Genomic DNA, 21746 nt, shown 5'->3' on the forward strand with positions numbered 1-21746 from the left:
TATAGTCAAATAAAGAATGATATGATGAATATCGCTAATATAGCAAAAGAAGCAATCATGTTAAGAAGTGTTTCCCATACAGTTTCAATGTTTCGATTCATGTTAAATAGTGTTGATGCTTGGTAAAGACTCAACACAATTACAATAATAGATAAAACCATATGTTCTTCCCATAATCTAAAGGCTGTGAATCCACCAAGAAGAGTAAAAATAAAACCCATACTACTTTTCCCTCCGTTTTAGAATTTTCCTTTGGTGAAAATCTTGTTATTTAATTAACTTCATAGCGAGGTTAGTAGTGTCCAAAAAGCCCCTCATCTTTTAAAATCACAAAACTGGTTGAATCAAACATTCTTCAATTTCACTAATTTCATTATCACAATAGTTGAGAATGTATTGTGGTACAACTTTGTATTCTCTTGGGTTTAGTTGAAATAAATAGTCGTTTTGAACATGAAATGTTTCGTCAACATATTTTTTCATTGCACTCCCGCGCTCCATTTCACCATCTTTCAACATTCTATAGATTTGAACCTTTTCATAACCACTAGCAGATGAACGATATAATGCAACCATTTCAGTAATGCTTTGGGTACGTGCATATACAGTTGGATAATCAAATTCAGGGATGTACTCTTTAACCATTGCGGTTGATTGTACAAGTTCGTCAGCAGTCATATCTCTGAGATTTTCATCTTCATTTTTGGTTTTAGGAACTTCCCTTCCTTTGTGAAATATATTGGAAAGCAATTCCCAAGCTGCATCCTTCTGATTATTGATTTCAAGAAGTCGCCTTAAATATATTAGTTTATGAACTATATCAGAGGAATCAGCAATATTACTTTCACATACTGACACAAAAGATTTGACATCTGCATTTGTAATACCTTTTTCATCTAGCGTTCCGTTAATATTTGAAATGAAGTATGCTTTTGCTGCAGGTGAGAAGATATGTCGCAGAGTACAAACAATATCAATGATTGGCTCGAAATCATGAGTTAACATTAATACGGTTTTTCCCTGAAATGAATTTGCACCTCTAAAAAGCATAGAAATAATTGCAAATTTTTTATTGTTGTCAAAAGAAGATATAGGGTCATCCAATATAATGAAATCTGTATTCTCTTTGAGCGTTTGATACATAAACAATACCAAGGCGAAAGCATTCCGCTCTCCATAACTTAAATGGTCTTTAACATTTTGAATACCACTACTTTGATCTGTAAAAGTCAAAATTAACCGATAAGTTTCTCCTGTTGATTGAACAATTGAAACTTTGTATTGATAACCTGCGGATTCAAGAAACCCATTTATTTCTTTACTATGTTTTTCTATAGTCTTTCTTATTTCTATTTTCTGCTGAGCAACCTGTCCTTGTAACTGGCCTGCAACAGTAATTACATCGTTTAGTGAAGCATTAATTGTTTCTATTTTAGATTTTGTATAGTCACTCTCTAACTGAGGGTAAAAGGCTAATTCAATTTTATTTTCACGCAATGCATCAGCTACACGATCCACATTGCTTAATGAAGCAAAACCTAGGTTCTTTAGACCTATTAATTTATCTCTTAATGTAATTACTTCTTCTTTTAAGCGTTTAAGGAATTCAACTTGCTCTGGTGTTATACCAGTAGCATTTCTTGATATAATTTGAACGGCTTCTTTTGTGGATTCTGAAAAATAAGCTTCTAAAGAAGTAAACACATCAAGCAGTTTACTTAACGCAGAAAGATATTTAGTATCATACTCTTGACTTACTTTTAAAATTGTTTCTTTAGGCGTTGAAATAGTGGATACGCAATAAGGACATTTATCAGTAATCTCCAAGTAGTCTTTCCCTTCGGTTTGCCACTTCAACCATTTCAAATTCACTCCGACGGTTCTTAAATATGGAGCATATGGAGCAAGTTCAGAAGGCACATTTTCTAGTTTATTACCTTTTCCGATAGTTTTGCCCAGTTCGCTTGTTTTTGAATATCCATTTTGTGTTTTACCAAAGCCCTCAATAAAGGTTGTCAAATCATTAATTAGGGCATCAAGTTCTGGATCGTCACGAAAAGCAGTTTGTATGCCTGAGATTAATTCAGAGATTGCTCGCATATGCTCTTCATATTTGGGCGTCTTCACAAATATCTCAAAACTATTTGCTACTAACTCATCCTTTTGATAAGCATAGGTTTCAATATACTTCTCATTAAAAACAGCTACCCTTTGAAGGGTATCAGATATCATAACACTTGGATTATGATCGTCTTCTCCATCATTCAGATATTTAAACGGGCGTAAGTCTTTGAGTGACTGCCCTGAAACATGTAAAGATATGGCTTGAGCAATCGTTGATTTCCCAGTGCCATTGATAGCATATTTGATGTTCAGTCTTCCATTTTCAATATGTATATTACCCGAGTCAATATTATTGCAATTATGGATGTTAATGTTCATTTTTGCTTCCTTCCCGAGAATACAAAGTTTTGCTTGCATTTTAAATATAAATTATTTGTCACTCACCTACACAGCACACTAATGTTGACACCCTTTTATCATACAAATATTACCACGTGGAATCAAGACAACCTTAGACAATATCGGTCAATTTGTCCTAAGGCTAGAAGACAGGATAGGTGTTCCAACGACAAAAAACCTATCTACTGGAAACTACTCGTTCCCGTTAGCCCCTCCTTGCAAGGACAAGAGATTTAAGTCGCTGTTAATCCTCATCATGTGAACAAGACAAAAGAGCTGCACAGCGAAATAATTGACGACAACATTGGCGACATGAGACATAACAATTTCTCCTCGTAAATATGGTGTAATACCAAAGGCCACCTTCATTCTTGATTAAGAAGGTGGCCTTTAAAACCGATTTATTACTGATTCCCATATTTTAAATTAACCTCGTAAAAAAACAGAATACTGGATTATTCTTCACATATGCGTACAAATTCAAGCTCAACGGATCGTTCAGTTCACTCTCATACGAATCCTCATTGTAAACCTTCCGGTGTTTGGATCGTACCATCTCTCCCGCAAATACTACACCTGCGTTGTATCATCCCACAGCTCACCGGAGTACAGGAATGGGTTGCGTACCTTCTCTTCTTTCGATTCCTAAATTGCTCCAGACATCATACTCATACTTGTTCAGCAGGACACCATTGGCATCACGCAGTCGGTTATATCCCCGTGTCCGTTCGTTTGGACATATGCCTTTCTACCATCTGCATATGCAATGGCTTTCATCTTGGCTGCACGAATATAGTTTGCTTTCTGTTCTGGTGTGCCGTTACGTACCTCGGCCTCAGCGATGATCTGAGCTTCATCATCATAGTACTAACGGATGCTCACACCATTTTCGGAACGCTCTACCAGCAGATTGTCAGCCTTGTACTCATAACCCACTTGTTTCGTGCCCTGCGTGACTTGGGGTTTCATATTGATACTCACTGCTGATAGCATTGATTTCCTTGTCTGACTGCATCGTCAAACGACCGGCTTCTTTATCATAGGTATACTGCTCATTATTACGGCTCGCAGTTTCAAGTTGCTATATCTATAATACTCCTTTTATTAAGGTTTTTTATTAATTACAAATAATAACTTTAATCCATATAATATAAATTAATACATAATACAACTTAAATGTTTTTTTATATAAATACGGAACTGTTCCTTTAAAAATGCTGATCAGTCCACAGCTCAACCAGGCGCTGAGCAGCCAACGACCTGTCTACGGAATTAATTTCCCTTCCTTCCTTTATACACGTACCTTCCCCATACCACCAACGCCGCACACAACAAGATCACACAATAAGCCCATACAAAAAACATGGCAAGCCCCAACCCGATGTTGGCATCCAGGCGCTTATCAAAGATCTCTGTGTATAGTGAAAAACCGAGTGGCACCGCGCCAACAATGAAAAGTCCAATGGACCATCCACCCCAGCGTTGGAAACCGGACCCCGCACGAGTACTGGAAAGTTTGCGAATCCCTTGAGTCAGTAGCCACCAAATCAGAATAAATAATAGACAGGTTATAAGAATTTTCAGCATATCGTTCAACTGCATATCGTGTACCTCCTACATCTTGCAAGATGATGAACATATCCTACACGTTAAGCGTTCTCTTTACTATATTACCCGTTTCCATATCCATGATCACAGGTAGATAAGAGCACAGTACCCCTGACCCACACCTAATCATAAAAAAGAAAATAACGCCACCGTCCTGACTCCTTCCAAGTCAAGAACGATGGCGTTACTTCTCATATTTACATTGTTACATCCACATAGGATAGGATAGGTTACGCGCCAAACTGCGCATAGTGAAGGCGGCTGTACACCCCACCTGCAGCGAGTAATTCTTCATGACGTCCCTGCTCCGTAATGCCTTGTTCGGCAACGACAATAATGCGGTCTGCATTTTTGATCGTAGCCAATCGGTGGGCGATAACCAGGGTGGTCCGGCCTTCGGACAACTCAGCCAGCGATTGTTGAATGGCTGCTTCCGTTTCTGTATCCAGAGCGGATGTGGCTTCGTCCAGGATCAGAATTGGTGGGTTTTTCAGGAACATACGGGCAATGGACAAACGCTGTTTCTGTCCACCGGACAGCTTCACACCACGTTCACCAATTAACGTATCCAGCCCTTCCGGCATGGACTGAATTAATGGTTCCATCTGTGCACGTCTGGCAGCCATCCAGATTTCTTCTTCGGATGCATCCAGCTTACCGTAGGCAATATTCTCGCGAATGGTTCCATCGAAGAGGAATACATCCTGTTGTACAATACCGATCTGGCTGCGCAAGGAATCCAGCGTCATGTCCTGTATCTCCTGCCCATCGATCGTGATGCGACCTTCCAGCACATCATAGAACCGTGGCAGCAGACTGCATAGCGTTGTTTTACCTGCCCCCGATGGACCGACAAGGGCTACCGTTTCACCTGCATGTACATTTAGATCAATACCTTTGAGCACAGGCTCCTGATCCGAATAACCAAAGGTCACTTGCTCATAACGGATATCTCCACGCAAATGGGATACCGTAACGGCTCCTGGACGATCTTCCACATCCGGTTCCATATCAAGCAACTCCGTATAACGTTTGAAGCCTGCAATCCCTTTTGGATACGTCTCAATAACCGAGTTGATCTTCTGGATCGGTGTCAGGAACACATTGGACAACATAATAAATGCAATGAACTGACCGTAGGTCATACTGCCTTGAATGACAAACCAAGTTCCGCATACCAGGACAAAGAGGGATACCAGCTTCATCAGCATATAACTGACAGAGGAGTTCCAGGCCATGATTTTGTATGCGATTAGTTTGGTCTGACGGAAACGACCGTTGTTCACAGCAAATTGTGCTTTTTCATGCTCTTCATTAGCAAAAGCCTGAACAACACGGATACCTGTAATATTGTTCTCTACACGAGCGTTGAAGTCCGCAATATCTCCGAACATTCGACTGAATGCCTTGGACATTTTGCTACCAAAGTAGAGCGACAGATAGATAATCAGCGGCACGATAATAAAGGTTAACACCGCCAGATTTCCGTTAATGCTCATCATGATGCTGAATGCACCAATCAGTGTCATGACCGCAATAAATACATCCTCTGGACCATGATGGGCAATCTCACCGATATCCATCAGATCGTTAGTCATGCGGGACACAAGATGTCCTGTTTTTGTATTATCGAAGAAACGGAACGATAACTTCTGCACATGATTAAACAGACTTTTACGCATATCCGTCTCAATGTTAATCCCCAGCTTATGTCCCCAATAGGTAACCACGAAGTTCAGGAATGAATTCAATAAGTAGATGCCAAGCAATGCCAGACACGCCCATAGAATCCAGTCCCAGCGGCCGCCTGGCAGCAGATCATCGACTACCCGGTTGACCGCTAGTGGAAAAGCCAGCTCCAGCAGGGCGACTAAAATCGCACAACTGAAGTCAAGAATAAAGAGCTTTTTGTAAGGCCTATAATAGGCAAAGAAACGGCGAAGCATGGACTGAAGTCCTCCTTATGCAATCACACAATGATGATTACGTTCTATTTCGTCTTGCTTAAGAGATACAGGAAGTATGGCGCACCAATAATGGCAACCAGAATCCCCGCAGGAATCTCCGAAGGCTGCAGGATGACACGACCCAGCGTATCTGCAACCAGTACGAGCAATGAACCGATCAGTGCAGACGCGGGTAACAGGAATTGATGTTTTGGACCCACCAGACGACGCGCCAAATGCGGTCCGATCAGACCAACAAAACCGATCCCCCCACTCACAGATACACAAGAACCGGCAAGCCCTACCGCAGCCGCAAGCAAGATCAGTCGCTCACGCTCAACCGGAGTCCCGAGTCCGCTTGCCGTCTGGTCCCCCAGATTCAGTACGTTCAGTACACGTGCCTTATACAGAACAAGCGGTACAAGAATGATTAGAAACGGAAGCAATGCCGTTACAAATTTCCAGTTCGAACCCCAGATGCTACCTGCCATCCAAGTAGCTACAAATTGATATTTTTCCGGACTAAGTCGTAATGTAAGCACAATCATGGCAGAACTGATTCCCGCCGCTACCCCGATCCCTGTAAGCAACATACGCGTAGGCAGGATACCCTCTCCTTTTTTGTAAGAGAGAATGTAGATCAGAAATGCAGCAAAACCGGAACCGATCAGGGCCAGAATTGGCAAAAGAAATACCGGCGCTGCTGTCGTTGTTGGGAAAAAGGAAACAAATAACATGACGACCAGACCAGCACCTGCGTTAATCCCGAGGATCCCCGGATCTGCCAACGCATTCCGAGATACGCCCTGCAAAATACAACCAGATAACGCAAGTCCGGCCCCGACCAGCACCGAAATCACAATACGTGGCAGACGGAATTCAAACAGGATCAATTCCTGTTTCGCCGTGCCTCCACCAAACAGGGTTCGCATCACCTCAAGCGGCGAAAGCTTGGTAAAACCTGTGTTCATGCTCACCACAAAAGCCGTAATAATTAATAGGGCAAGCACAATGAGGACAATCGTGCTCTTGGTTCTCTTCTTGCGCTCTGCTCCAACTATTGTTGAGGATTCCATCGTTACAGAGTCCTCCTTTCTTTACGCGCCAGATACAGGAAGAATGGTACCCCGATGAGGGCAACCAATGCGCCAATTGGCGTCTCGTACGGCGGGTTAATCATACGTGCAGCCAGATCCGCAAATACAAGCAACAGACTGCCCATCACAGCGGAACATGGAATAATCCAGCGATAATCGACCCCAACCAACTTCCGCGTGAGATGGGGAATAATGAGTCCAACAAAACCGACCGCACCCACCACGGATACAGCCGTACCCGCGAGAATCAGTACAACAATCAGGCCTATGAGCTTGATCAGCCCAGTACGTTGCCCCAAGCCCACCGCAATATCTTCTCCGAGACTAAGCAGAGTAATGGAACGGGAGATGAGAAGACCTGCGATCAGTGCCGCGAGTACCCAGGGGAACATGACCTCAAGTTGAGACCACTTCGTTCCGGCTACACCACCCGCTGTCCAGAAAGCCAGATCTTGTCCAATCCTGAAATATAATGCAATCCCTTCACTGAGTGCCGACAACATCGCTGATACAGCCGCACCTGCAAGCACAAGGCGTAGTGGTGTAAGACCCGATTTGGAAGCTGCACCAAAACCATACACCAACAGGACACCAAGCCCTGCTCCAAGGAAGGAATACATGATGATATACATAAATGGCAAGCCAGGGAAGAAGGCAAAACAAACTGCAAGTGCAAATCCAGCTCCTGCATTTAACCCAAGCAGACCTGAATCGGCCAGCGGGTTACGAGTCATGCCCTGCATGATCGCACCAGCTACAGCGAAACATGCACCTACCATTGCTCCTCCAAGGATACGTGGTAATCGAATCTCCCATATGATCTGATGTGGAGTCAACTCAGGATTGAAATCAAAGATAGCCTTCCAGACTACACTAAGCTTAATATCAGCAGCGCCAAAAGAAATGGACAACGCCATACCCAGAGCGAGTAGCAAAACTCCCCCTGTAAGAATAAGTGTGGCCGCCCACGGACGAGTGTGTATCTTCGCTGTGGGTGAATCCGGATTATGTTTTTCTGGTGAAGCTTGTGAACTCATACGCGCCCACCCTCGTTATGAGTGGAGCTGCTCAAACCTATGTACATAACAATCACCTCTCTATAAATACCAAACTTTAATGATATTGATTCTCATTCCCATAGACCATTGTAAGTGAATCCACCGGCTCTGGCAATGGACAAATAGGACATGTTTATTGCATATATGAATATTTGCACACAATTTCACACGCAAAAAGGCTGCGCAAGAGCCAAAAAGCTCGAACACAGCCTTATCATTGCATATGTAGAACATGTAAAATACAGACTCGTTTAACGGGCATGTACCGTAAGTAAGGATGCCAGGACATCCGGAACATCGGTAATTATCCCTTGCACACCCATATCAATCATGGCCTGCATCTCGGCAGGATCATTCACCGTAAATGGATAGGTAACAACGCCATGTGCCAGTGCAGCAGCAACATCTTCTTGTGTGACTGCCAGCTTGTAGGGATGAAGGCCGGTAGCTTCGAGTTTGGCGGCATAATCATAGGGACGATATAACTTTTCCATATATAGAAGTGCTGTACGAATCTCCGGGGCAAGACGTTTACATCTCACGAGCGAAGCATGATTGAAGCTCGACAGCACAACCTGTTGCTCCAGATTCCAATCCCGGATCGCCTGTATGACCTTCTCTTCCATCCCTTTATAACTCACAATACCATTTTTCAATTCCAGATTAAGCAGTGTTCCTTTCCCCTGTACCAGCTTGAATAATTCCTCCAGAGAAGGAATACGTTCCCCGGTAAAATCAGCATGGAACCAGGACCCCGCATCCCGTGTGCGCAATTGATCGTAAGTCGTATCCTTAACCCAGCCTTCTGCGCCGCCAGTTCGGCTTAACGTCTCATCATGAATCAGTACCAGTCTGCCATCACTCGTCATCTGCACATCGGTTTCAATGCCTGTTGCTCCAAGCTCCAGACTCCGTTCAAAAGCGCTCATCGTATTCTCCGGGCATACGGCAGATGCACCGCGATGGGCAATAATCTCCATGTTCCTCATTCCAGCGCCTCCTGTGTTCAAGCTTCACTCTATGATCCTTACTATAAACACCGTTTGTTAGACCTGTATTAACAGAGCGTATAATGGGTTACCTGCTTCGCTGATACTAGCGAACGGGTTCAACATCTAACGGGCTGGGGATTCACTCATTTTTGCGAACTCAATCTGAAAATCGACATAACATAGTATGAACGATGGAAGCACTGAACTCCGTTATAAGGAGGTTGACTATTGAATCCCTCAAAGAAAAAATCGATACCTACGCGTCCTCACACATCCCAGTTACAGTCGGCTTCCAGGCTTTCCAGAACATCTGTCCATATCAAAAACAAATCCGGTAAGACGGCTAATCAGCGTTCTCTTAACTCCAGTTCACCCAACACACTGGATCAGCTGGCTATTGTTGCAGCAATACTCTCCTTAATTGCAGCCGCCATCGGGCTATATATCGCCTGGAAATCGTTAAGTAATCCGGATCAAACTGCTGTTGTGGTGTAAGCTGCTTGTTGTGCAGCTAATGGCTCAGGAGGCTCTCTCCTGCTTCTGACCTTATTCAGGGGCAGGTTTTTGCTTTTTCAATTACTTAACGTATGCTGGAAACGTCAAAAAACCGTTCCCCTGAAACGCCGGGATATACCGGCGTCTCTTTGGAAAGGTCATTTTTTATTCGGGCGCTGCCTCTGCAGCATGATCCCCGTCCCGGGATTTGACCGAATTACAGAATGAATGTGCGAGAGATAATAACTAACAGAATGAACAATACCAGAATTGCACCTGTTGATGTCCATGCTCCACCACCGAAGCCTCCGCAATATCCGTAACCTGTACCTTTGAGTTCGCTCATCAGTGACACTCCCCTCTTCATCGAAGTACACTATAGACTATGTCCGATAGCGCAACTTGCTTGGGCAGATCGAAAATTCTCCCGAGGAACGAGTAGGTTCAGGCCCGTCTTCTTATGCACTCATTTCCCGTTGAGTTGTGACCACTTCTGAGTCAGCTCTGCAGGAATATAGGATGACATTTGTTTGATCAGTTCAGCCGGATCAGCTTCCAGACTCCATAGACTGAGATGGGAAGTATTGGAAAATCCTTCCTGTACGCTGTGTTCTACCATCTTCATCAGCGGTCCATAATACCCGTTGACATTCAATAAACCGACAGGCTTACGATGAATACCGATCTGTGCCCAGCACAGCACCTCGAATAGTTCTTCAAATGTACCCATACCTCCGGGAAGTGCAATGAATCCATCGGATAATTCAGCCATCGTAGCCTTCCGTTCATGCATGGTTCCCACTTCAATCAGTTGTGTGAGCCCTCCATGAACAACCTCGCCCCGGAACAATCCAGTAGGCATAACCCCGATTACCTCTCCCCCTTGCTCAAGAGCAGCATCGGCTACTGCACCCATCAAGCCCATGCAAGAACCACCATAGACCAGTGCATAACCACTATCAGCAATCTGTTTGCCCAGTTGAATAGCCTTCTCTGTATAATCGGGGTGATTTCCCGGATTGGAGCCTGCAAAAACAGCTATACGTTTCATTGGGTCTCACTCCTTCTCATGATCTATTTTAATAATATATAACATGAATGTTATGGGTATGTACAACGTACAACAGGTTAACAGAACCAATGGACAAAAAAATACCCGACCGTTTGCAGCCGGTCGGGCTCCCATTTCAATACACATCAATTTAGAAGGGGTTGTTACTACCTAATATACAGACCAAACATTAAATCCGTATGATCTTTGCATGAAATGAATATTAAATCTTCGTATAACTAACGTATCCCACGGCGTGAACGTACGACAAACATATGCTTGTCTTTACGAAGAACCCGACCATCTGCAAGTTCAACCTGATCCTCGTCATGACGCAGAATCGTCGTGGATAACGCTACAATTTTGGCCCGGCGCCAAATCATAACCTGCGACTTGAAATAGATCGCATTTTCGAACTGAATCGCCTTTTTCATCACATATCCAACCTTGTGCACTTCAGAACGTGCTTTCTTTAAGGGAAGACTCTCTTCGGGAAGAGGTCTGATCATTGCGATATTGTCAAACGATACCTTAATCCGTTTCGGTCCGATCCGCACACATTCCGCTTCTTCATCCCACTCAACCAGCGTTCCCTTCAATGGCTCCCGTATGCCTGTTGCACGATATACCGCTACTTTTCGTCCTATCCAATGTCGCAATGTTCTCACCTCCATCTGTCTAGTTTTCAGGTATCTTCCAATCAATCGGTTCAATACCTTTGGAGGTCAAGAAATCATTGGCTTTGGAAAAGGGACGACTGCCGAGGAATCCACGATGCGCAGCCAGCGGACTGGGATGTGTAGACTCCAGCACCAGATGCTTGTCCCTGTTAATAAATGCACCTTTCTTCTGGGCATGACTGCCCCACAGCATATATACCATCGGCTCTGAACGTTCATTCAGCGCACGAATGACAGCATCCGTAAATGTCTGCCACCCTAGTGCCTGATGAGAGTTAGGCTGACCTTCACGAACCGTCAGAACAGCATTTAATAGCAAGACTCCCTGCTGTGCCCAATGGACCAAAGATCCATGATTCGGAATCGGCAGGTCCAGATCAGCCTGAAGTTCCTTATATATATTTTTCAGAGAAGGCGGTACGCGCACCCCCGGTCTAACCGAAAAGCTCAATCCATGAGCCTGACCCGCTCCGTGATAAGGGTCTTGACCAATAATAACAGCCTTAACCTGATGATATGGCGTCAGCTTCAATGCGGAGAACAGGTCTTCTTTGGGCGGAAAGACCGTCTGTGTTTTGTACTCAGCGGCGAGAGTGTAACGAATCTTGTTAAAATATTCAGCTTCCGTCTCTTCCTGAAGCACCTTGTCCCAATCGTTTCCAAACATATGTATAGGCTCCTTTCCCCTGATGAATGCAGTTTCGTTCAGCCCAACTACTGGGCTCTACCTTCTGAGAGCCGCATGTCATGCAACTCATAGACTATCCACCATTTTAACATAACCGGGGACAGCAGACCAGAATTGCACATCAGGGTATACGTTCACCTCGAAATAAATCGTATTCTTGCTACATTCAGTATACTCATACAAAAAAGTCACCTCGCTATTGCGTGGTGACTTGATGACTTTATACTTGTACGGGTACCTCTTCGACTTCTTTCACAAGCACACTGCTGATTCTTCGTAACCCTTCCTGAAGGACAGAACGGGGACAAGCCAGATTCAACCGAATGCAACCCTCACCATTGGCTACAAACATATGACCATCTTCGAGCAATACACCCGCTTGCTCAGCGAAGAATAAAGGTAATCTTACATTTTGGGGAGCATATGCCGAAATATCGATCCAGGCCAGATACGTGGCTTCCGGGATGTGAAAAACAGCCCGTGGCAGATGCTGCTTCACATACTGTTCTACACAGGCGAAATTGGCGTCGAGATAACCTTTTAATTGTTTCAGCCATTCATCACCCGTTTCGTAAGCCGCTTGAGTGGCAGCGATGCTCAGTGGGTTTTTGAAACCATAATGGCGTGCCTGCCAGATGTCTCGAAGTGCCTTATTCGGAATGATGACATTGGAGAACATCAGACCAGCCATGTTGAATGTTTTGCTCGGAGACATGCATGTAATGATTCGATCCGTATCCGGGAACAGCTTTGCAAGTGGCGTATGTCTTTTTCCAGTCCGCAGCAGATCACAGTGAATTTCATCTGAAATGACCCATACATTGTTCCTCAGGCAGATTTCACCCACACGCTGTAACTCTTCGGTTGTCCAGACACGTCCAGACGGATTATGGGGGTTACAGAAAATACATACCCTTACTTTTTCGTCCTTGGCCTTGGCTTCAAAATCCTCAAAATCAATCGAGTAACGCCCCTGCTCGTTGATCATATCCGAACATACCAGTTCAAGATTGTTATGCTCCGCAGCTGACTTGAAGAAACCATAGGATGGGGTCACGATCAGTACTTTCTCATCCGATTGACAGATATATTCCACCAATTCATATAAAGCGGGAATGATCCCGTTCGAGGTCTCCAAATGTTCCTTCGGGAAGGACCAGTCATAATATCTCTTCATCCAATTCGAAACAGCTTCATAGTATGCCGGATCAAATACCTGAGAGTAACCCATGATTCTACGGTCCAGACGCTCCTTAACTGCATCCAGAATCTCTGGAGGTGTGGCAAATTCCATATCTGCAATCCACATGCGAATAAATTCTTCATCCTTGAATGGAAAAGTCATATCTTCTGACGCGTTAAAAATATATTGACGGAAACCATCCGTATTCATGGCATTTGTTCCTGTGCGATCAATAATCTCATCAAAGTTATATTTCATAGCTTCTGCTCCTCTATCTGCTTTACTTTTCATTGTCGTTTCATGTCGTATTACACCTATTATTTCATGACGCAGGAATTGCATCAAATGCAATACAATCTATTCTGACGAAACAAATGAAGATTATTGTTTCTCCAAAATAGGTATTTCCGTGAAAAAGTGATATATTTCTCATATAACATCATTTTTATGAATGACTTTCATCATTTTCACGTACTCTCAAGAAACATTGGCATAAGGAGAACCGGTTATGAACAATATCAATCAGGAAGTTGGCAAGAAAATACGAAACTTTCGGAAGTGGCGGGGGCTGACCATTCAACAGCTTGCGGATCAGATCTTCAAAAGCAAAGGCACGCTATCCAAATATGAGAGCGGAGATATTACACTTGATCTCGTCACGTTACATCATATTGCAAACGCGCTCAACATTCAGGTGGAGCAACTCTTGTACCAAGAACCAAGGCATGCATCTCCCCTGATGAATGCGGTCCCGTCCAGCTTTTTCAAGAACTCTACACGTTTCTATTCTTACTTCTATGATGGGCGTAACAACAGTCTCATTCGTTGTGTCATTGACATGATGGCTCAGTCGGATGCCAACCGTTATCGCACCGTGATGTATATGAATGTGAAGGATTTTGAGAACTACCAAGAATGCGAGAATATGTATTGGGGCCACACCGAGCATTATGATACACTCACCACGCTGATTTTGAAAAATCAGGCCACACCGCTGGAGAACCTATACATTAATATTCTGGCGTCTTTTCAGGAATCGGAGAAAAAATGGGGACTGATGGCTGGTGTCTCCTTCAGACCTTTCATGCCTATCGCGCTCAAAATGTTATTCTCCAGAACCCCGCTGCCCGAGAATCAGGAGTTATATAATGAATTAAAAATCTCAAAGGAAGATCTGCGGACCCTGAAAATATACAACATGCTTGCTGTCACTTGAACAACGCAGCGTGTCACACATTCTCATATCATATGAGATGGAGACAGTCCCTCCCCACTAGAAAAGGCACTTCTATAAGCTGTTGAACCAGCTCATAAAAGTGCCTTTCGCGTTTGACGCTTATTGGATCGTGGAATAAACGAGACTAACGCTTAGTTTTTAATTAAATCCAGCGTTTCGTCAAACATTTGCTTCTGTTCCTCAATCTTGTTCTCATTACCAATTACGCAGCGCTGTTGCTGTTCAAGTATGGCCGATAAAAGCTCAGCAAAACCGATAATGTCGCTTTCCTTCGTGCTTAACACTTCGTCACGTTCCTGTTGTAGATCCGCTTCAGTCACATTCGACAGATAACACTCCAGCGAGAATGCTCCTTCGCCATAAGGCGTTCTCGGCGTATCGAGATCCTGGATCGCACCAATGATATAACGCGTCATCTCCCGCTCGTCTGCCCGGAAATCGTTCAAATACTGTGGTATTTCTTCATATACTTTGTACGTTTTATCCAGGTTCGGATCACGATACGATGCAACGTAGCTGTCTCCGTTCCGTCTGAAGCCTGACATGCAGCCATAAGCTCCGCCTTTGGCGCGGATATTCGTCCACAAGTAATCCAAAGACAGGATTCCCTGCAAGACCCGTAGTGAACCGGTGTATTGATATCCTTTGTTGATATAATTGCCCGTTTGCACCACGTACTGCACCTCTGAAGGAGAACGGAATCCTTCCTTATGAGTAGCCGGTGTGAATGTAAATTCTTCCTTGGCAACCTCATGTGTGAACAGCTTCGCTTTCAGATCAGATACCTGTTGCTCCAGTCCTTCATATCCCTGCTCATCGGCAGTGTAACTAACAAGCAAGTTCTCCGGTCTGAATATATACCCCGTCAACTCTTGCAGACTGGAAGATAACTCTTCTTTTCTATCCTCAAAATTCGCCTGAAGATCCTCAAGCCACTGGTAAAAGGCAATACCACTCACAGCTTCTCTGAAATCCGCGACCGCTGAATGTTTGGACGAAGACCGGCCAATTCCCGCAGAGTGTCCGCTATTGATCAGATTACGTTGCAGATTACCTTTCATCTGAGAGATGATCTCATACAACCGCTTCGAATTATCGAATTGGGATGTGAACACAATTTCTTTGATCATATCAAAGGCAAATCCAAGCTTGTCATACAACACTTTGGCGTTGAACTCATAGGTAGCCTTGAATTCATTGTGCTTATGCGCGTTAGCATAAGATCCTATCCCGCTATGAATACCACCCGAATGGATATGGATTTCATTGGACAGTTCATTGAACGAGTAGTTTTGAGTATCCACGTAACCCAGCACATTTTTCAGCAATCCTGCATACGGCAGAAGATGACGTGGCACTTCTTTGATATCAAACAGCAGTCTCAGATAACCAATTCCGTTGGTGTAAAGGTTATGATGGAGAATAGTTGTGCCGTCGACCTGGTTCACCGTTTGATGCAACGTAGAGGCCTTCGGTTCAATATCTTCAATTGATAACGTCGGAATGACCTGCTGCTGTTCTTTGGTTGAAGGTGTATTCTGATACTCGGCGAGTGCTTCCGTTTTCTGAATCAACGTCTGAACTTCTTCCTCACTAAGACCAGCCTGAATAGTTTTCAGACGTTCTTTCAACGCTTCTTCTTTGCGTGAGTTCAACCCTTTGTCCGGTGTCAGGGCTACAAAGGAAGTATGTGTGTTCTGCAAAATATATTTCTCAATCAGTTGCTCGAAGTAACCTTCGTTCATTTTTGTCCGCAGTTCAGCAAATACGTCATTGGCCTCCAAATGGGTGAAAGGTGCTTCTTCATCGTACAACCAGCTCTGCAGGGAGGAGAATCCGTAGATCAGGCCTTTCGGCATTCTGCCGTAGTCCGCTTCCCTGTGATTGAACTCATATGAGTTAATCCCTGCGAGTAGCGCTTTAGGATCAAAACCTTCTTTTACCACACGCTCAAGCACTTCTTTGACCGTTCCCAGGAAATCCTCTTTGCTAGACAGATTGCTCTTCTTCAGTCCCACAGTGAATACAGGTTGATACAGACTGTCATCATAGGAACCGTAGACGTCCTTCGCAATGCCCTTATCCAGCAACGCCTGCTTCAGTACCGCTCCCGGAGCGTTCAGCAGTGCATATAACAAAATTTGGAACGAGATGTTCAGTTCCTTATCCAGACTTGTGCCGATCACCGCGTTATAGGTTAAGAAGCTGTTATCCACTTCCGATTCCGTACTTCCCGCAGAGTAAGTCTTAACCGTGTCTACCCGTTCTGCAAAGGCAGGTTGAAGTTGAATGGCCGAATCAATCTCAATTCGATCATATGCACTCAGATAGTTTTCATCCAGCCATTGCAGCTTCTCTTCCATGTCCATATCGCCGTAGAGATAGATGTAACTGTTGGAAGGATGATAGTATCTCGTGTGGAAATCCAGCAACCCCTGATAAGTCAGATCCAGGATAGCTTCCGGGAACCCGCCAGACTCGGAGGAGTACGTAGTATCCGGGAAAAGGGAGTTCAGCACTTCTCTGCGCACCATTCGTTCCGGTGAAGAAAAGGCACCCTTCATCTCGTTATATACAACTCCGTTGTAGGTTAACTCATCATCTGCAGAGGTCAGATTGTAGTTCCAGCCCTCTTGCAAAAATATCTTTTCATTCTCATAAATATTCGTATTCAATACCGCATCCAGATATATATCCATCAGGTTATGGAAATCATGGTCATTACGACTCGCGATCGGGTAGATCGTCTTATCGGGATACGTCATGGCGTTAAGGAATGTATTCAATGAACCTTTCAGCAACTCAACAAAAGAATCCTTGGCCGGAAATTTCTTGGACCCACAGAGCACGGAGTGTTCGAGGATATGGGCTACCCCTGTATCATCTTCCGGAGGTGTGCGGAAACCGATACTGAATACTTTGTTGTCATCCTGATTGGACAAAAGTACAATTTTGGCTCCGGATTTCTGATGTTCCAACAGATACGCATCCGATTTCAGTTCTTCGATTCTGCGCTCCTGTAAGACCTTGTATGGCTTAAGCTGTTTCAACATAAACTTGAGTCCTCCGTCCATAAGATTGTTTTATTGGTTTTGTGACTCTACATAAGTTCAAATATGTTTATTTACACGGGCACTCCGATGACAGAACAACAGCTGTCCTCTCCGTTATCGTGTAAATGTGTAGTTGAACCTATATCGTTCAGCAAGGTAAAGGTAATATATGCCTACGGATAGTATACACCATTGTTCCGTCTCTTCATAAAAGTCAGATAAATGTACCTTCTGATATGTATTATGCTGCGTTTAGGTTTATGAACTGCATGGTGAAGTGGTCAGCTATGACATGACATTCATCTTAAAGAACATAAAAAAAGATCGCATGCAGCTTGGTTAACAAGCGTCATACGATCTTTCTTTTTAAGATGCCGAGGACCGGGATCGAACCGGTACGGTAGTCACCTACCGCAGGATTTTAAGTCCTGTGCGTCTGCCAATTCCGCCACCCCGGCAGGATTATGTATTTCTTGGCGACAAGAAATATCTTACCATGAACTAATTAACTTTGCAACACTTTTATTAAAAATAATCTAACTCTATAAGTTTATCTAATGATTTACACGATAACGGAGAGGACAGAAAAACTGAAAAAGCGAAGCGTTCGCCTTTATCACCAGATTTTCCCTTGAGAAGAGGGAATCGAAAAAATCTGGGGATAACAGCGATTAGAAGGTTATTCTGTCATCGGAGTGTCAGTGTAAATAATCTTTAGTTCAACTTATATAAATGAAACAGGCACTGCAAGCGTCAGCTCACAGTGCCTAGAAAGTCCGAGTTGCGGTCCCGGACTTCCGGTAAACCAATCTATATTAAGGGAGGTGTGAGATAAGAATACCTCCCCAACATTAAAGAAACCTAAAATCAGCCTTAAATTAAACTAAAAAAGTAAAATAGGTCGAACACGAGCCGCTTCTTCCTCACTGCACTCCACGATAACCAAGATATGGTCCTTTAACAGCCAATCTTCGTAATACCGCGCATCCTCCTCCGAGATCCCCGCTTCAGTCAGTGTAAGCACCAAATCATCGGTCTCACTCCCAATCTCATTACCAGCGAGTCTACGGACTGCATTTCCGATCGACATCGTCTGATCCATTCGCTTCCCCAGACCAGCCAATATGCCTTTCAGAGCGCCAAAGGCACCATCTGTTCCGGCACCCTTCAAAGGTTTGGGCAGCCCCGTCTTTTCGCTCACCAGCTCCAGATTAAGCTGTTCCTTCGCCACCGCTCCTAAATATTTATCCTTAATCCCTTCCTCTTTGACCTTATTCAGCATAATTATAGCCTCGTTCTCGGTACGGGCCAGTCCAATAATCAATTGTGTCATTCCGTTCCCCTCCTTTTACCCTAATATAACCCCGTAATCCCCATTCAAAAACGGATCATCCACAGCTAAGACAAATCACCTAGAAGATTGTTGATTTCTCTTCTGGAAATCTATGCCTAGTTCTGATAGACTAGATAAAGAAGACAAATTAACCATTGAAAACATTGACATATGGATTTAACATCTCATAATCAGGAGCAATGACTTATGAAAAAAGAGGTAGAAATTGCCATCCGGCGCAAGCAACAGATCATGGTTCGTAATACAAGCGGTCAGACGGTAACCGGATTTCCCGAGCGTACCGCTGATACATCCATTCTTTCCTTACGTACGGTCCACGGCAGTCTGTGGATACCGTTTGATGAGGTGGAACATGTTACGCGTCTGTTAAGCATCCGGTCTCATCATTTAAGCGGAATGCAACTCGTTTAGTCGGCTCTGTAATCCTAGAAACTCCAGTTCCCGTATAGATACGTTAACTAGATCTATTTATGCCAGCACTTTACACCAAAAAAACCAGACGCATGCACGTCTGGTTTTTCTCTTCTACTTATCCTGTACCACGCTACCACTGACCTCACAACAAAGGCCTTACAATCCTTATTTCTGCCCAACCATATCCTGTTGTTACTTCACTACAAACTTCACTCGTGTTCCATCCGGATATGTACTTAACTGATTCCCTACCCATGAACCTGCACCACGATTATCCTTCGGGGTAATGTACTGGATATCTGCACCTGTTCCTCCCTCAGCACACATCGCCATGGGCCACTCGTCACGATCCTTACCTTTTTTGACCGGAACACCCTTAAGTGATAGATCCCGATTGCCTTCCGCTCCATTACGATTAATGGTGCATACATCCGAATGCCCTGCCTTGATAGCAGCTTTAATATGGTTGGCTGTTTCGGGATAACGCTCTGAAGGGAACGTAATGGTATGGTCTACACTTTTATCAGTCCCATTAGGTATCTCCTCGGGCCATTCGCCCCCAGCCCAGGCATAGAGGGCTACCAGCAGCATTGCTACCAGCGTCAGAACCTGCTTTTTGAAACCTTGTTTACCTTTGCGTTTACTTCTTGTGCGTCTCTTACTCATGCTGTGTCTCCCCCATTCAACACTTGCATTATAACAGAACGCTCGTTCGTAAAACAATCCAATACAATAAAAAAACAGCCGAGACCGCCCGGCTGTTCTGCTTGATTGATTATCCTACATTGGGAATGGCCTGTTGGCGCAGCAAGGGCAGTGTCACCTCAAACTGTGTACCTTTCCCCTCTGTACTCTCCACCGAAATCTGACCATTCATCAGTTCCAGCAGTTCTTTGCAGATGGTCAGACCAAGACCGCTTCCGCCAAATCGGCGCGCATGGGAGATGTCGGTCTGGGTAAATGCATCAAACAATGGTTCGATCTGATGCTGAGGAATGCCAATTCCCGTATCACGCACAGAGAATACCAATACAACGGTATCCATCAGTTGTTGCCTCACATCCACCTGTAACTGCACTTCACCTTGTTCCGTGAACTTAATTGCATTACTCAGCAAATTATCCAGTACCTGCCGAAGTCTTAGCGGATCACCGATAAGCACATCAGGAACATTCAAGTCAGCATGACAGAGCAAACGTATGTGTTTATTCTGTGCCGCAGGTTCATGTGTCTTCACAATCTGTTGAATCAGCTTCAATGGTTGAAACTCAATGGTTTCAACATCCATTTTGCCTCTGCCCAGTTTCGCCATATCCAGGCTATTGTTAATGATGTTAAGTAGCGCCTCACCTGATTGACGTGCAAGCTCCAGATATTCTTTCTGCTCATCCGTAGTTTCACCCATACTGGCAAGTTCGATCATGCCCATAATGCCGTTGAGCGGGGTACGAAGCTCGTGATTCAGCTTGCCGATGAATTCCAATTGCCCTCTGCTGTTCATCTCAGCCATGGAAGTTGCAAACTTCAACTGCTGTTCAGCATACTTCCGTTCTGAAATATCGTATTGAATGCCTACAAAATATAAACATTCTCCCGATTCATTAAAGATCGGATCAATATTCAGTTCGTTCCAGAACTTCTGACCATTTTTTGTATAATTTAAAATGTCAATCTTAATGGATTGTTGTTTCTTTAATGCATCACGAATCTGCATTACCGTTTCGGGGTCTGTATCCTGCCCTTGCAAAAATCGGCAATTGTGTCCGACAGACTCTTCATACGTGTATCCTGTCAGTTGGGTAAAGTGTTCGTTTACATACATGAGCGGAAGCTCAGGCAAGGTAGCATCGACCACCGTCACGGAGGATTTCACTTTCGAGATGATAAATTCCCATTGTAATGAGAGTTGATTATGTTGGCTCATGCCTTCCTCCTTCATCTCACACACATTAATGTTTATATATTCTGCAATCGTACATTATAAGGAGAGAAAACTAACCAATCGGAATGTGTTGATATTAAATCAATATATTTTAATTGTAACACAGTTATTCAAGCCATGTGGTTCTTGGGTAATAGTTGATAACTAATTCCACAATAACCTAACTACTCATCAGGAGGAACATACATGAAATTTCTGTTAATTATCATCATTATCATTTTGATTGTAGTCTTTTTTACCAGACGCAAACGTTAAGATGAGATCCGTTATGTAAGTGAGAAAGGAAGATGGGTATGAGAACCCTCTTTTTTATATTCATGGTACTCTGTATCATCAATCTCTGTTTCCCAAAATTCGGCTGGTATCTGCGCTATGGCTGGATTTCCCGGGGCGAAGCCGAACCCAGCAGGCCTTATATGACTATGGTCAGAACGACCAGCCTGCTGATGTTGCTTATCGCCTTCACACTTGCTATGGCATGAACT

19 protein-coding genes and 1 tRNA gene are annotated in these 21746 nt (G+C 44.0%); 4 read left to right on the forward strand and 16 right to left on the reverse strand.

Going from position 1 to position 21746, the window contains the following annotated elements; translation table 11 throughout:
- Positions 1-327: 327 nt before the first annotated feature.
- From MHI48_RS21010 to MHI48_RS21035, 6 genes are all read right to left on the reverse strand, one after another.
- A complete protein-coding gene (locus MHI48_RS21010) occupies positions 328-2442 on the reverse strand; it encodes an AAA family ATPase (RefSeq protein ID WP_076328066.1) in 2115 nt (704 codons plus the stop codon).
- Between the two features lie 1293 nt (positions 2443-3735).
- Complete coding sequence (locus MHI48_RS21015; protein ID WP_076328067.1) at positions 3736-4065, reverse strand: hypothetical protein; 330 nt, start codon at positions 4063-4065, stop codon at positions 3736-3738.
- 236 nt (positions 4066-4301) lie between these two features.
- Positions 4302-6017, reverse strand: a complete 1716-nt coding sequence (locus MHI48_RS21020) for an ABC transporter ATP-binding protein (protein ID WP_076328068.1) — start codon at positions 6015-6017, stop codon at positions 4302-4304.
- Between the two features lie 44 nt (positions 6018-6061).
- The gene (locus MHI48_RS21025) at positions 6062-7093 is read right to left on the reverse strand and encodes an iron ABC transporter permease (RefSeq protein WP_074095819.1); all 1032 of its coding nucleotides are present in this window, start codon (positions 7091-7093) and stop codon (positions 6062-6064) included.
- Positions 7094-7095: 2 nt separating this feature from the next.
- Positions 7096-8151: an iron ABC transporter permease gene (locus tag MHI48_RS21030; RefSeq protein WP_036614761.1), complete on the reverse strand. Its 1056-nt coding sequence runs from the start codon at positions 8149-8151 to the stop codon at positions 7096-7098.
- A 272-nt stretch (positions 8152-8423) separates the two neighbouring features.
- The gene (locus tag MHI48_RS21035) at positions 8424-9161 is read right to left on the reverse strand and encodes a glycerophosphodiester phosphodiesterase (RefSeq protein ID WP_076250811.1); all 738 of its coding nucleotides are present in this window, start codon (positions 9159-9161) and stop codon (positions 8424-8426) included.
- Positions 9162-9392: 231 nt separating this feature from the next.
- Between MHI48_RS21035 and MHI48_RS21040 the strand changes: the two genes are divergently transcribed.
- Positions 9393-9659, forward strand: a complete 267-nt coding sequence (locus MHI48_RS21040; protein ID WP_036674861.1) for a hypothetical protein — start codon at positions 9393-9395, stop codon at positions 9657-9659.
- Positions 9660-9876: 217 nt separating this feature from the next.
- On the opposite strand, the gene MHI48_RS21045 is transcribed toward MHI48_RS21040, so the two are convergent.
- The 5 genes from MHI48_RS21045 to MHI48_RS21065 all read right to left on the reverse strand — a co-directional run bounded on the left by MHI48_RS21045 (position 9877) and on the right by MHI48_RS21065 (position 13519).
- Positions 9877-10005 carry a hypothetical protein gene (locus MHI48_RS21045; protein ID WP_255319930.1) on the reverse strand — a complete coding sequence of 43 codons (129 nt, stop codon included), beginning with the start codon at positions 10003-10005 and terminating at the stop codon, positions 9877-9879.
- Positions 10006-10125: 120 nt separating this feature from the next.
- A complete protein-coding gene (locus tag MHI48_RS21050) occupies positions 10126-10710 on the reverse strand; it encodes a TIGR00730 family Rossman fold protein (RefSeq protein WP_076250810.1) in 585 nt (194 codons plus the stop codon).
- A gap of 239 nt (positions 10711-10949) precedes the next feature.
- Complete coding sequence (locus MHI48_RS21055; protein WP_017687369.1) at positions 10950-11369, reverse strand: hypothetical protein; 420 nt, start codon at positions 11367-11369, stop codon at positions 10950-10952.
- A gap of 19 nt (positions 11370-11388) precedes the next feature.
- A complete protein-coding gene (gene ung / locus MHI48_RS21060) occupies positions 11389-12057 on the reverse strand; it encodes a uracil-DNA glycosylase (protein ID WP_047843722.1) in 669 nt (222 codons plus the stop codon).
- 241 nt (positions 12058-12298) lie between these two features.
- The gene (locus MHI48_RS21065; protein ID WP_076328069.1) at positions 12299-13519 is read right to left on the reverse strand and encodes a MalY/PatB family protein; all 1221 of its coding nucleotides are present in this window, start codon (positions 13517-13519) and stop codon (positions 12299-12301) included.
- A 250-nt stretch (positions 13520-13769) separates the two neighbouring features.
- Between MHI48_RS21065 and MHI48_RS21070 the strand changes: the two genes are divergently transcribed.
- On the forward strand, positions 13770-14477 hold the full coding sequence (locus tag MHI48_RS21070; RefSeq protein ID WP_017687366.1) for a helix-turn-helix domain-containing protein: 708 nt from the start codon (positions 13770-13772) through the stop codon (positions 14475-14477).
- 152 nt (positions 14478-14629) lie between these two features.
- Here the strand turns inward: MHI48_RS21070 and MHI48_RS21075 are convergent, their stop codons facing one another.
- The 3 genes from MHI48_RS21075 to MHI48_RS21085 form a co-directional block, all read right to left on the reverse strand.
- Positions 14630-17551, reverse strand: a complete 2922-nt coding sequence (locus MHI48_RS21075; protein ID WP_076328070.1) for an insulinase family protein — start codon at positions 17549-17551, stop codon at positions 14630-14632.
- A 372-nt stretch (positions 17552-17923) separates the two neighbouring features.
- Positions 17924-18009 (reverse strand) — tRNA-Leu (locus tag MHI48_RS21080).
- Positions 18010-18434: 425 nt separating this feature from the next.
- Positions 18435-18884: a general stress protein gene (locus MHI48_RS21085; RefSeq protein WP_047843724.1), complete on the reverse strand. Its 450-nt coding sequence runs from the start codon at positions 18882-18884 to the stop codon at positions 18435-18437.
- 207 nt (positions 18885-19091) lie between these two features.
- Between MHI48_RS21085 and MHI48_RS21090 the strand changes: the two genes are divergently transcribed.
- Complete coding sequence (locus MHI48_RS21090; protein ID WP_017687353.1) at positions 19092-19316, forward strand: hypothetical protein; 225 nt, start codon at positions 19092-19094, stop codon at positions 19314-19316.
- Between the two features lie 195 nt (positions 19317-19511).
- Here the strand turns inward: MHI48_RS21090 and MHI48_RS21095 are convergent, their stop codons facing one another.
- Both MHI48_RS21095 and MHI48_RS21100 read right to left on the reverse strand, forming a co-directional pair.
- Positions 19512-19985 (reverse strand): DNA-entry nuclease, encoded by a 474-nt coding sequence (locus MHI48_RS21095; RefSeq protein ID WP_405141663.1) that lies wholly within the window; start codon positions 19983-19985, stop codon positions 19512-19514.
- A 109-nt stretch (positions 19986-20094) separates the two neighbouring features.
- A complete protein-coding gene (locus tag MHI48_RS21100; protein WP_405141665.1) occupies positions 20095-21243 on the reverse strand; it encodes an ATP-binding protein in 1149 nt (382 codons plus the stop codon).
- Between the two features lie 311 nt (positions 21244-21554).
- Between MHI48_RS21100 and MHI48_RS21105 the strand changes: the two genes are divergently transcribed.
- Positions 21555-21743 (forward strand): DUF6199 family natural product biosynthesis protein, encoded by a 189-nt coding sequence (locus MHI48_RS21105; protein ID WP_051447369.1) that lies wholly within the window; start codon positions 21555-21557, stop codon positions 21741-21743.
- Positions 21744-21746: the final 3 nt, after the last annotated feature.

Source organism: Paenibacillus sp. FSL H7-0942 (genome assembly GCF_045040715.1).
In the GTDB taxonomy this organism is placed as follows: Bacteria; Bacillota; Bacilli; order Paenibacillales; family Paenibacillaceae; genus Paenibacillus; species Paenibacillus amylolyticus.

Excerpts from the sequence above, each read along its gene's own strand:
- MHI48_RS21105 (WP_051447369.1), top strand. The coding sequence starts at position 21,555 with ATGAGAACCCTCTTTTTTATATTCATGGTACTCTGTATCATCAATCTC.
- MHI48_RS21065 (WP_076328069.1), bottom strand. The coding sequence starts at position 13,519 with ATGAAATATAACTTTGATGAGATTATTGATCGCACAGGAACAAATGCC.
- MHI48_RS21045 (WP_255319930.1), bottom strand. The coding sequence starts at position 10,005 with ATGAGCGAACTCAAAGGTACAGGTTACGGATATTGCGGAGGCTTCGGT.
- ung (WP_047843722.1), bottom strand. The coding sequence starts at position 12,057 with ATGTTTGGAAACGATTGGGACAAGGTGCTTCAGGAAGAGACGGAAGCT.
- MHI48_RS21090 (WP_017687353.1), top strand. The coding sequence starts at position 19,092 with ATGAAAAAAGAGGTAGAAATTGCCATCCGGCGCAAGCAACAGATCATG.
- MHI48_RS21010 (WP_076328066.1), bottom strand. The coding sequence starts at position 2,442 with ATGAACATTAACATCCATAATTGCAATAATATTGACTCGGGTAATATA.
- MHI48_RS21070 (WP_017687366.1), top strand. The coding sequence starts at position 13,770 with ATGAACAATATCAATCAGGAAGTTGGCAAGAAAATACGAAACTTTCGG.
- MHI48_RS21100 (WP_405141665.1), bottom strand. The coding sequence starts at position 21,243 with ATGAGCCAACATAATCAACTCTCATTACAATGGGAATTTATCATCTCG.
- MHI48_RS21025 (WP_074095819.1), bottom strand. The coding sequence starts at position 7,093 with ATGGAATCCTCAACAATAGTTGGAGCAGAGCGCAAGAAGAGAACCAAG.
- MHI48_RS21050 (WP_076250810.1), bottom strand. The coding sequence starts at position 10,710 with ATGAAACGTATAGCTGTTTTTGCAGGCTCCAATCCGGGAAATCACCCC.
- MHI48_RS21020 (WP_076328068.1), bottom strand. The coding sequence starts at position 6,017 with ATGCTTCGCCGTTTCTTTGCCTATTATAGGCCTTACAAAAAGCTCTTT.
- MHI48_RS21030 (WP_036614761.1), bottom strand. The coding sequence starts at position 8,151 with ATGAGTTCACAAGCTTCACCAGAAAAACATAATCCGGATTCACCCACA.
- MHI48_RS21035 (WP_076250811.1), bottom strand. The coding sequence starts at position 9,161 with ATGAGGAACATGGAGATTATTGCCCATCGCGGTGCATCTGCCGTATGC.
- MHI48_RS21015 (WP_076328067.1), bottom strand. The coding sequence starts at position 4,065 with ATGCAGTTGAACGATATGCTGAAAATTCTTATAACCTGTCTATTATTT.
- MHI48_RS21085 (WP_047843724.1), bottom strand. The coding sequence starts at position 18,884 with ATGACACAATTGATTATTGGACTGGCCCGTACCGAGAACGAGGCTATA.
- MHI48_RS21095 (WP_405141663.1), bottom strand. The coding sequence starts at position 19,985 with ATGAGTAAGAGACGCACAAGAAGTAAACGCAAAGGTAAACAAGGTTTC.
- MHI48_RS21075 (WP_076328070.1), bottom strand. The coding sequence starts at position 17,551 with ATGTTGAAACAGCTTAAGCCATACAAGGTCTTACAGGAGCGCAGAATC.